The organism is Gemmatimonas sp. (genome assembly GCF_044376735.1).
Taxonomy (GTDB): domain Bacteria; phylum Gemmatimonadota; class Gemmatimonadetes; order Gemmatimonadales; family Gemmatimonadaceae; genus Gemmatimonas.
In genome coordinates, this window is record NZ_JBILKJ010000087.1 from 1 (window position 1) to 10730 (window position 10730).

Annotated in this window: 11 protein-coding genes; 1 reads left to right on the forward strand and 10 read right to left on the reverse strand. The window is 66.0% G+C overall.

Annotated features, from left to right (window positions below; translation table 11 throughout):
* Positions 1-151: 151 nt before the first annotated feature.
* Complete coding sequence (locus ACIRA7_RS11515; RefSeq protein ID WP_396220986.1) at positions 152-1183, forward strand: alpha/beta hydrolase; 1032 nt, start codon at positions 152-154, stop codon at positions 1181-1183.
* A gap of 562 nt (positions 1184-1745) precedes the next feature.
* Here the strand turns inward: ACIRA7_RS11515 and ACIRA7_RS11520 are convergent.
* The 10 genes from ACIRA7_RS11520 to ACIRA7_RS11565 all read right to left on the reverse strand — a co-directional run.
* Positions 1746-1961, reverse strand: a complete 216-nt coding sequence (locus ACIRA7_RS11520; RefSeq protein WP_396220987.1) for an addiction module protein — start codon at positions 1959-1961, stop codon at positions 1746-1748.
* A gap of 138 nt (positions 1962-2099) precedes the next feature.
* Positions 2100-2447, reverse strand: a complete 348-nt coding sequence (locus ACIRA7_RS11525; protein ID WP_396220988.1) for a DUF5615 family PIN-like protein — start codon at positions 2445-2447, stop codon at positions 2100-2102.
* A gap of 3 nt (positions 2448-2450) precedes the next feature.
* Positions 2451-2684, reverse strand: a complete 234-nt coding sequence (locus tag ACIRA7_RS11530; RefSeq protein WP_396220989.1) for a DUF433 domain-containing protein — start codon at positions 2682-2684, stop codon at positions 2451-2453.
* 132 nt (positions 2685-2816) lie between these two features.
* On the reverse strand, positions 2817-3926 hold the full coding sequence (locus ACIRA7_RS11535) for a 6-bladed beta-propeller (RefSeq protein ID WP_396220990.1): 1110 nt from the start codon (positions 3924-3926) through the stop codon (positions 2817-2819).
* A gap of 356 nt (positions 3927-4282) precedes the next feature.
* Positions 4283-4573, reverse strand: a complete 291-nt coding sequence (locus ACIRA7_RS11540) for a hypothetical protein (RefSeq protein WP_396220991.1) — start codon at positions 4571-4573, stop codon at positions 4283-4285.
* Between the two features lie 299 nt (positions 4574-4872).
* Positions 4873-6819, reverse strand: coding sequence for an amidohydrolase family protein (locus ACIRA7_RS11545; RefSeq protein WP_396220992.1), 1947 nt, complete (start codon positions 6817-6819; stop codon positions 4873-4875).
* 494 nt (positions 6820-7313) lie between these two features.
* Positions 7314-8312: a hypothetical protein gene (locus ACIRA7_RS11550; RefSeq protein WP_396220993.1), complete on the reverse strand. Its 999-nt coding sequence runs from the start codon at positions 8310-8312 to the stop codon at positions 7314-7316.
* A 146-nt stretch (positions 8313-8458) separates the two neighbouring features.
* Positions 8459-9574 (reverse strand): hypothetical protein, encoded by a 1116-nt coding sequence (locus tag ACIRA7_RS11555; protein WP_396220994.1) that lies wholly within the window; start codon positions 9572-9574, stop codon positions 8459-8461.
* Positions 9575-9669: 95 nt separating this feature from the next.
* Positions 9670-10530 (reverse strand): IS3 family transposase, encoded by an 861-nt coding sequence (locus tag ACIRA7_RS11560; RefSeq protein ID WP_396220995.1) that lies wholly within the window; start codon positions 10528-10530, stop codon positions 9670-9672.
* The coding region (locus tag ACIRA7_RS11565; protein WP_396220996.1) for a transposase at positions 10527-10730 on the reverse strand (204 nt) is incomplete at its 5' end. The genes ACIRA7_RS11560 and ACIRA7_RS11565, both read right to left, overlap by 4 nt.

The following is a 10730-nucleotide window of genomic DNA, read 5'->3' on the forward strand; positions in this document are numbered from 1 at the left end:
GTCACCGCCGTTCCCACGGCCCTCGAGTCGCACGAACACGTCAGTGGGCACGCCGCCGCCCGCCAGTCGGTGCTTACGCGGTCGGTGATCTCGCCCTATACTCGACCGATAGTCGACCCGCCCCGATTGAAATTCCTATCCCCTTCGGCCCATGCCGTACGACGTCGCTGCTGATCCCCGTCTCGACCCGCGTGTGAAGGCGATGCTGTCGACGATCAAGCAGGTCGTGCCGCGCGACGTCGGGTCGCGCGAGCAGATGCTCGAGCAGGCGAAGAGCGATCACATCGCCCGCTACAACGCGGCGCGCAAGCTGGCGATGGAGGCCTGCGACACCGAACGGATCGTGCGCCAGTCCGGCCTCAGCATCACGCGCCACGAGCTGATCTCGCAGCCCGACGGCAACACGATCCTGGTCAACGTCATCCGTCCCGAGGGTGACGAGGTGTTGCCGTGCGTGTACTACATCCATGGCGGGGGCATGGAGTCGCTGTCGTGCTTCGACGGCAACTACCGGGCGTGGGGGAAGATGATCGCCCACGAGGGCGTGGTGGTGGCGATGGTCGAGTTCCGCAACGCGATCGTCCCGTCGGAGGTACCGGAGGTGGCGCCGTACCCGGGTGGCCTGAACGACTGCGTGTCCGGTCTGAAGTGGGTCCACGCGAACGCGGCGTCGCTCGGCATCGACACGTCTCGCGTCATCGTCGCCGGCGAGAGTGGCGGCGGCAACCTCACGCTCGCCACCGGCATGAAGCTGCTGCGCGACGGAGACGTCGGGCTGATCCAGGGCCTCTACTCGCTGTGCCCGTACATCGCCGGCGAGTGGCCGCTGCCGGAGTACCCGTCGTCGACGGAGAACAACGGCATCCTGCTCGAACTCCATCACAACCGCGCTCGGATGGGCTACGGGATCGAGGCGTACGAGGCCGGAGATCCGCTGGCGTGGCCGCGCTTCGCGACCGAGGACGACGTGCGGGGGTTGCCGCCGACGGTGATCCTCGTCAACGAGTGCGACCCGTTGCGCGACGAGGGCATCGCCTTCTACCGGCTGTTGCTGCGGGCGGGTGTCCCGGCGCGCTGCCGGCAGTCGATGGGCACGATGCACGGCACCGAGATCTTCCCGATCGTGTGCCCCGACGTCAGCCGCGACTCCGCCCGCGACATCGCCGCCCACTGCCGCAGCTGAGGGGTCTCCACCGAGCCCGGGAACCGTTCCGACACCGGGGCGTGTCCGACGTGGACAATATCCATGCGCACCGCAGGACAACGGAGCTGCGGACAGTGGCGGCGCCGCTACCACGGCATGGTGAGTAGCTGTCGGCGAGGCCGCATAACGCCTCAGCGTTCTGCTGCAGCGCATCCAACAAAGTGCGGCCGGACGGGCGACGTGCGCCAGCACGGCGACCGCCTGCCGCACACTGCCGCGCGCTGCCAGCAGCAACGGTTCGTTAGACCTCAGCGCCGCGACTGCCAACGGCGTGGATGACGTCGGCTGTGAATGACCGCAATCACCGATATGCCTCGAGTAGTGCTCACGAAGTACACCACGTACGGGAATCGGCGAAGCGGCACCGTGCGAATATCGTCAACAGCGATCGCATACTGCTCCGGTGCACGCTGGATCGACGTGAATGCGACCGAGACGACCCGTAGGAATTCATGTCCGAGTCCGATACTTCGCGCTTCGTACCACTGAAACGCCTCCGCCATTTCTGCGCGCGCCTCGCGCCGAACGAACAAGCGCGGCGTCACGCGCCGCGCTCACCGATCTCTTTCACGACCAAGTCCCACGGCTCGCCCGGATCCCCGTCAGCCTCGAGCGCAGCGCGGCGGCGGCGTAGCTCGTCGAGGACGGGCTCAGTCGGCTGCTGCTCAGAAACGGGCAGGCTGTCCCAGAGCTGCTCCGCGAGCTCGATACGCTCGTCGGGCGTCAGGTGACTGAAGTCTAGAATCGGCGAGGACATACTTGGAAGGTGTCGCGGGACTGGCCGGCGGACAAGACCGTCCTTGGAGGTCTAACGCCAAAGTTCAGCCGCGGGCGAACGAAACAGAATGCGAGCGCAGCGAGCTTCCAAAGATCGCCCGTCTGCTGCAACGCATCGTTAGGTAGAGCGCCCGCCAATCTCCACGAGTGCCTCACCCGCTGCAAGCAGGCTTTCGACACGCAACCACGACTCGCGAAAAACATCCCGGAGATACGCATTGCTGGTGTTACCGCAGGTGAGCCACACGATTTGCGGCGGCGGTCCGAGGCGCGTCACCAGCTCGACAAAATCACTATCCTTTGTCAGTACGACGGTACCGTCCTGACTCCGTGCCCGCGCAAAGATCTCTGGATCTTCCGCTGCTTGAAGTCCAAGCTCCCGCACGGCGACGGCATCAACAGCGAGTTCATCGCGCAGCCAACGCGCCAGCGCGGGCGACAGTTGTGCATCAACCCAAATCCGCACGATCTAGGCGGCGAGCACGGGATGCCCGAGCCGGCGACTTGCAAAGCGCAGGCACGCCGCGATGTCTTCGCGTTCCAGATCGGGTAACTCCTCGACGACCTGCTCGGCCGTCAGTCCGACGGCCAGCAAGTCGAGCACGTCGCTGACCCGAATGCGCAGGCCTCGAATACACGGGCGGCCCCCGCACTGATCCGGGTTCACGGTGATGCGATCCATCAACTCGACAGTCTGGCCCATGGTTACACTCGGAAGGGAGATCCTCAATAAAATACCGCCGCTTCGATCGCCGGGATACGGGATTCGCCTGGGGATTGCCATGCGGACCCTAGCGCCAAGGCCCCCTGCAGCGTGACGTAGGACGACGGCGCCCTACCGACGCAGGCCCCATACGACCACGCGTTCGACATCATCGGCATCGAATGTGACACCGGCCACGTAATCACGCCCGAATTCGAACGGAACAAACCGCCGCGGGAGCGACACCTCGGCTCGCCACGTACCGTCCGGTGCGAAGACGCTCCACGTTTGCGGCGTCGTTGGGACAACGGGCGCTGCGGGGCCCGGCAGACCGAAGCCGGGATCGAAGGGACCGATCCATAACTCGCCGTCGGGCCCGAGCATGAGACGACTGAACGCGGGTGCGGTGCTCGCGAATGGGAAGGCCTGCACTGCGGTCGCCATTTGCTGACGTACCGCCGGCGGGGCGTCTCGATTGGCGTCGAGATACGCCTGACGTACGATGGCGCGTTCGTCTTCGCGAATCGCGCGGGACGCGATGTCGCGGCTGAAGCGGAGGCGCGCGCGCCCCGTTGGCCCGTAGCAAGTGATCATCAGCCGGTCGGAATATCCGGCGCACACGGTGGAATCAGACGCGGCGAACACGCCTTCTGCCGCGAGCTGCTCGCGGGCGGGGGTGCCGTTGATCGGGCTGGTGCGGTACCCTGGCATCGTAACGAGTGGGAGCAGCGAGTCGCCCGCCGCGTCGGCGACCGTGAGCGTATAGAAGATGACTTGCCGCTCACGCTCGGCCATCGGCGCGCCATCCGTCACGAGCACGTACGATGTTGGGCCTACGCCCAGACCGACGCGTTTCGGGTCTCGACTCCCCGCGCGACGCGCGGGCCGCAGGCTTCGGACCAATCGGCCGGACGCCTCGAACACCTGAGCGCGCGAGTCTCCGTCGACCCCGACGAGTGTGTCGCCACGCCGCAGTAGTCGGGTAATCCGCCGAAACTCACCCGGGCCGTTTCCGGCCCGCCCCAAGGCGCGCACGAAACGCCCGTCGCGCGAGAAGACGCGGATCTCGTTGCTCGCGCCGTTCGCCACAGCGACTCCGCCATCCGGGAGCCGTACCACGCCCCGAACCCCGGCGAACTCGCTTGCGGGGTCGTCGGTCGTACCAAGTTCAAGCAGCGGCTTTGTGCTCAGGCTCCACGCCGCGCGCGGCTTCGCGCTGCGCGGATAGGTGACAAGTCGCACGCCGGCGCTGTCCCGGAGGACCTGTGCATGGCCGACGGTCGACCGGGAAGCCAGCGCGCAGAGCGTAACGGCGACTAGGCGACGCAAAGGCATGAGAAAACGGTGGAAGGGCTACCTAACGCTAGCTTCTGCAGCGGGCAATCAAATCAAATGCGAGCGGAGCGAGCAACCACATCGCCCGTCTGCAGCAAGCAACGTTAGCAGGCATGTGCACGATTGCTTTCGTGATGAGGGTCGGATCCAACACAACAATGCCGCAAGTCGAATCCATCTGCTCGGTAGCGAACGCGCGCAGGCAGGCTGCTTTGCTGCGCGCAGCATGAGCCGACGCGTGTGCGCACCCGGAAAGGACACTATTACTTTGGCGCCGATGGTGGTGTTGGACTCGCATCGATGCCGCGGACCAGCTGCTCGATTGCTTCAACCGGGAGCGTGCCGCCCGCGACCAACAGTCGCGTGAGCTCGCCGACGACGAGCTTTAGGTCCGTGATTTCACGCCGCAGGGTCAGCAGGGCTTCATCCTGCGTTCGGTCTGTCGTGTGCTGGGAACTCAATCGGGCACGCAAGCGAACGACATCATTTTCGACATCCTCAATGTCGAGCTGCTGCCCAATGTTGCCCAGCAATAGCATCTTGACCCAACTCATCGAATCACTCCGTGATTGTCGTTAAGCACGATTACTCTCGCCATCATGAGCTCCGTCTTGCTAACGCTGGCTTCTGCTGCGGGCGGTCAAATAAGGCGCGAGCGAAGCGAGCATTCACTTCGCCCGACTGCAGCAAGCATCGTTAGGCACTGCGCGAGACCGGCGTCATCTGGAGCTCGGCTCCTGCGTTCGGCTCGGAGTTCACGCTGGTGGCGCAAGGCCGGTTGGGTCCTCGGCGATGGCGCGGTGAGAAGGCCACGCGCGCTGTCGTCGCTCTGCCGGTAGGTGATCGGTAGCGTTCAGTGCCAGTGCAGTCCGTCCCCGTCGGCGGCGCCCATCCCCTGAGCTCCGCCGACGCCGGCTTTGCGGAGTGCCTCGATCGGGTACAGTCGACCACCGCGTACGACCGTCTCGAGCTTGGTGAGCTCGCTGATCTGCCGCGTCGGGTCACCGTTCACCACCAGCAGGTCTGCCACCTTGCCCACGGTAAGGCTGCCGTAATCGCGATCGTCCTTCATGATGCGCGCGGCGTCGATCGTCGCGATCTGCAGAATCTTCGCACGGGGGATGCCGGCCAGCTCGTACATCTCGAGTTCGCGGCGATAGGTCACGCTCGATGCGTTGTCCGTTCCGGCCACCAGCGGAACGCCGGCCGCATGCAATCGGCGAATGAGCTGCATGTACGCGGAATCGGCACGCTGCTGATTCGTCGATCCACCGGCACCGACCACTGACGCGCCGCCGCCGATCCAGAGATTGAAGGTGCCGTCGATGACGGTATTGTGTGCCTTGAGGAAGTCGATCAGTCGCGTCATCGGGGCGCCGTTCACATCGAACGTCGGCGCCACCGCCGTGGCGAGGTTGGAATAGGCCCGCATCTGCGGCAGGTAGAGCGAGTCGGGAAAGAAATTCGAGAAGAGAAACGCGGCGTGTTGGATCTCGTCGTAACCCAGGCCCACCGCCGCTTCGATCGACATGCCGCGCGGGATGTGCCCGCTCACTCGCATGCCGCGCTTGCGCGCTTCGGCGACGATCGTCGGCACGAGATCGGGGTGCACCGCATTGTAGAGCTTGACCTGGCGATAGCCAAGTGAGTCGTAGCGCGCGACCCACGCGCGCGCCTCGACTTCGGTGCTGACGATCGTGGCCGTCGGACCGGCCCACTTGAGCGGCCCCTCGATGAAGCCCGCCAGTACGTAGCGTGGCGTCGCCAGACGTCCGGCGCGTTCACGATCACGCAGCGACACCGCCACATCGATGTCCGATGCCATGTCGCGCGCCGTGGTGAGCCCTTGAGCAAGCTGCGTGATGCCGAGCGCGCCCTGCGTCCCCACCTGCGCGTGGGCGTGCATCTCCCACATGCCGGGCATGATCGTCTTGCCGGTGGCGTCGATGACCGTCGCGCCGGCCGGTGCCGCGGTGCTCGAGGCAGGGCCCAGGGCGACGATGCGATCGCCACGCACCACCACCGTCTGCTGCGGCACCATCACGCCCTGTTCGGCGTCGAAGACATTGCCGTTGCGAAAGACCAGCGTACCGCTGTGTGGCGTCACCAGCGTCTTCGCGACGCGCTCGGCCTCCGCATTGCGCCAGCGGAGTTCGATGGCGCGCAACGAGGGCAGCAGCGGCACCAGATCGGGACGCACGGTGATGAACCAGGCAACGTCGGTCGCGAGCAGCGCGCCGGTCTCGTCGACCCAGACGCCGGGCGTGTTGTTGCGCGTGCCGGTCGTGAGGACGACGAAGCGCGCGCGTTGACGCGTGGTACCGCGACGCAGCACGGTGTCGGCGACCACCTCGACCCGCAGCGCCGTCCCGTTGGGCAGGCGCCCGCGGCGATCTTTCGTCGCGAGCAACGTCTTCACCTGCCGCGCGAACGCCCACGGCGTCTCGGCCTGCAGGGCGAGCCAGGCGTCGGGCTCACGCTTGAGGAGGCGCTCGCCACCCGGCCCCGATACGCGTACCGAATCGCCCACCACGGTGAAGCGCTCGGTTGCCTCGCCGGCCGCGCCATCAGCCAACACCGGTCGGGACTCGCCGCTGATGAGCTGCCCACCCGCGCCGACTCGGTAACGCGTCTCGAGTCGTGTACCGCGTTGACGGTCGGTGAAGACCCAGCGGGCGGTTATCGAGTCCCCGCGCGTCGTGACGACCAGATCGCCCGCCTCCCGCCCATGATTCGACACGATCCAACGCGTGCTGTCGGGAGCGCTGACGAGCAGGGCGGCAAGTAGGGGAATGAGCATGAGCGGTAGACCTGGGGGGACGTGTCAGGACGAGCGGCGCCGCAGAAGCTACACCCGCAATTGCGGAGTGGCGAACCTTGCACACTGTGATGACGAGGGCGTCCTGCCGGACCCTTTCGTGCAATCGCGAACCACCATGTGCTATATCGTCGCGGCTCTTGCTCTCGTTTCGCTCCCAGGACCGATGATGGCCCAGCCGCCTCGCACACTCCCCTCCGACTCCGCCATCCGGGCGATCATACAGTCGGTCGAACAGCGCGATCGGGAAGCTCTCGACGTTCCCCGGCGTCAGCAGGATCGCCGTGACCCGCCGGGGTTACGGCCATGGCAACAGCCTAACGCTGGCTTCTGCAGCAAACGCCCGCACGGACGCAAGCGGGGCGTTCGCTTCGTCATCTGACGCTATCGCGAACGCCCCGCGGTCGCCACACCGATCTTGCCAGCGTTTGGCTGCAGCAATGCAAGGTTAGGCGGCACGGTCGGATCCGCGCAGGCTAGCGGGGCGGCAGGGTGCGGAGAAACGGCAAGACCTCCGCCGTGAAGTACGGTTCTTCGGTGCCCCAGAAGAGATAGTCAAGCCGGAGCGGCGTGACCGCGTAGGCGGTAAGCTCCGCGACCGTGATGCGACGGCCCGTGCGCCGGTCTCGGTCGCCAAGGTTGCCATCTTGCACGGCCATGGCCGCGAGCACGCCGGGCGGTCGCTGGGCGATGAGCGCGAGACTATGGCTCCGCTGAAACGGGCGGTACGGCAACACATCCGGCCCGCCGACGCCCGCTCCGATCGCGGCTGCATGCGTATGCACGCCCCGCAGAAAGCCGCGGTCTTGGTCTGGAAGCGCTTCGCCCGGCATGAAGTTGGCATAGAGCACCACGCACGACTGCTGAAACGCAGCACGCGCCGCCGTCAGCAGATCTCGCACGCCGGCGGCGTACACATCGGGAGTGTAGCCTGAAGGCACCTGCGCCGGATCGTCGAAACCGATCGACGTCTCCGCGAGCACGACGCCTTCAATGCGCCCGTCGAACTCGTGGGCGAGGGCCGCGAGGAGCCGCACATATCGAGCGCGCACCGCCGGATCCCACCGGCGGGCCACCCAGCCGTCGAACCGCGCGACCCCGTCGGGGCCGGCCTCGTACTTTCGGGCGATCCCGCCGTGATACGCCGTATCGGCCCGCAGGTAGTCCGGGGTCACCATCGTTTCGCTGAACGAAACATCCTGCAACTGCAGAAACAGGCGCTTGCCGTGCGCCGTCAGGAACGTGAGCCGTTCGCGGATGCCGTCGAACGCGTACTGATCCGGCGTGGGCTCCAGCTCGCGCCACGTGTACGTGAGTTGGGCGCCGACGAGCTGTGGATGCTGGAGGAAGCTCGTATCCGCCACGCGGGCATGGTCGCGCCGAAAGAACACATAGTGATCGGGCGTGCCGTCGCGCGCGGACGTGCCGCAGCCGGGGGGCAGCGCGACCAGCAGGGCTGCCAGCAACGCAAGCATGGATGTCGCGCTACGGTTGAGAGGGAAAGTCGCCTAACGCCCACGCTCTGCAGCGGGGCCACTATCACAAGATGCGGCGAGCGCGCGCAGCGCGCACGCCGCCTTCCACGTTGGCCCCGTCTGCAGCAGCGCTCCGTTAGGCCGCATCACCGCAGCACGTCGTAGCGAACGACCGTCGGCACATCATCCTCCTGCAGCACAGACGCAAGGATCCAGCGGTCTGTGCCATCTTTGATGGTGGCGCTCAAGGGCAGTTCCACGAAGCCGATCCGGCGCCCCTCCCGCGAGAAGACATCCCAACGGGCCACCGTGGCGCCGCGCGCCGACGTCGGCCGTATCCACACCGTGCCGTCGCGGACGACACGCAGCGTCTCGATCTGCGGAAACGCCGCGCGGGCGCGCCGGATTCGCTCTTGGGTGTGCGGCGGCAAGTCGGCGACGTTGCGCACCTCGCTGGAACGAACCTCCTCGGCGATCGCAGAGTCTCGCTCCGCCGGTAGCACGGGCCGCCCCGGGATGTCAACTTTCAAGCGCCACGCGGATCCCGCGGAAGGAAAGACGCTGATGTCATAGCGAAGCGCCGTGGAATGGGCGATGTCTCCGTTCCACCCCACGTCCTCCACCGTGTTCGGCGAGAATAGGGGCGGCGCCATCGGGACCGGGCTTCCGGCGACATACGCGCTAGGGTGACGCACGGTGGCCAACACTTTCGACGAGCCGGCTCTTGTCACGGTGCGAAAGACGGCGGTCACGGTATCTCCCGGCACCGCAGCTGCCGGCACCTCGAAGGCAACCAGGTCGCCGCCACTGATGAGGTGAAATCCCGCAATCGCGATCGGCAGATTTACCGCCGTAGCCTCACCGGGCTGACCGGACGCGAGCAAAATCCGCGTTACGCGACGAAGCACGGGATCATACCACGCCACCTGATTACCGGCTGTCTGAAGCGAGTGGACGTAGCGATACTCCCCCGGCCCCGCGCCCTTTCTGGAGAGCTCACGGGTGAACGCCCCGCTTCGATCGAATCGCCGGATGGGGCCCCGATAGTCGGCGACGAGGAGCCCCCCGTCCTCGGTGGCGATCGCTTCGGAAATGTTCTTGAAGTCGCACCCGGGCGCGTCGACGCTCTGGCACCAGCGAGACGTCTCAACGAGGCGCAGGCGGGGGGCGGCGCGGTAGGCCGACCCGGTTTCGACCACCCGGCGCTGCGCCAGCGCCGGCATTGCCACAACCAAGAAAGCACAGCAGGTAAGCAGCTTCATCGTAGTTCCTCAATGACGGCCTAACGCCAATTAGCCTGCGTGAAATCCCTGCGTTGAACTTCACCCGCTTCAGTAGAGCCAGTGGGGTTGGGTTTTTAAGCGGCGATGGATTGTACGGCGTGCGCCTGCTCAAAGGCTAGCGGGGACCGCTGACCAAGTGCGGAGTGCCGACGGTGCGGGTTGTACCACCCTTCGATGTAGCGGAAGAGCGTGAGTCGGGCTTCCGTGTGCGTGGCAAACCGATGTCTCGCGAGGCACTCGACTTCGAGTGTGGCGAAGAAGCTCTCGGCCATGGCGTTGTCGTACGCATCGCCACGTGAGCCCATCGATGGCCGCACGCCGAGAAGTTTACAGCGCTGCCCAAACGCAAACGCGCGATATTGCGAGCCTTGATCCGAGTGATGAATCACGTCCGTTGCGCGACGTTGCGTCGCCGCCATATTCAAGGCGTCAAGGACGATACCGGCATGCAGCGTGTCGCGCATGCACCATCCCACGATGCGCCGACTGAAGACATCGAGCACGACGGCGAGGTACAGAAAACCCGCCATCGTCGGGACGTACGTGATGTCCGCGACCCAGAGCTGATTCGGCGCGGTCGCGCGAAACGCCCGTTTAACGAGATCGGGGGCCGGTGGGGCCTCCGGGGTCTCACGCCGTGGCCGCGTCGGCCCACGCCGCTTGGAGATGCCCTGCAGGCCCTCGGCGCGCAGCAGGCGAGCGATACGCTTCTGGCCCACGTGATGGCCGGCGTCGCGCAGATCGCCGAGCAGGCGTGGCGCGCCGTAGGAGCCGTCAGATCGCGCGTGCGCGGCACGAATGACCATGGTCAGTTCGAGGTCCCGTTTCGCTCGACGGGAGAGCGGGCGCTTCCGCCACGCGTAGTAGCCACTCTCGGATACGCCCAACGCCCGACACATCGTGGCCACCGGGGCCATGGCCTGATTCGCGCTCACGAACTCGAAGACTCGGGCGGGATTGTCCCCGACTCTCGCGCGAACCAGGCCGCCGCTTTTCCCAGGATGTCGCGCTCGACCTTCAATTGGCGATTCTCGCGACGCAGTCGTTGCAGCTCTGCCCGCTCGTCCGTCGTCAACGTCTCCGGTCGCTCACCACGGTCTGCGCCGTCCTGAAACACCCAGTTGCGAATGGTTTG

Bases quoted from the DNA above. Each gene is read 5' to 3' on its own strand.
- ACIRA7_RS11515 (WP_396220986.1), top strand. From the start codon at position 152: ATGCCGTACGACGTCGCTGCTGATCCCCGTCTCGACCCGCGTGTGAAG.
- ACIRA7_RS11550 (WP_396220993.1), bottom strand. From the start codon at position 8,312: ATGCTTGCGTTGCTGGCAGCCCTGCTGGTCGCGCTGCCCCCCGGCTGC.
- ACIRA7_RS11545 (WP_396220992.1), bottom strand. From the start codon at position 6,819: ATGCTCATTCCCCTACTTGCCGCCCTGCTCGTCAGCGCTCCCGACAGC.
- ACIRA7_RS11555 (WP_396220994.1), bottom strand. From the start codon at position 9,574: ATGAAGCTGCTTACCTGCTGTGCTTTCTTGGTTGTGGCAATGCCGGCG.
- ACIRA7_RS11540 (WP_396220991.1), bottom strand. From the start codon at position 4,573: ATGAGTTGGGTCAAGATGCTATTGCTGGGCAACATTGGGCAGCAGCTC.
- ACIRA7_RS11530 (WP_396220989.1), bottom strand. From the start codon at position 2,684: ATGGGCCAGACTGTCGAGTTGATGGATCGCATCACCGTGAACCCGGAT.
- ACIRA7_RS11520 (WP_396220987.1), bottom strand. From the start codon at position 1,961: ATGTCCTCGCCGATTCTAGACTTCAGTCACCTGACGCCCGACGAGCGT.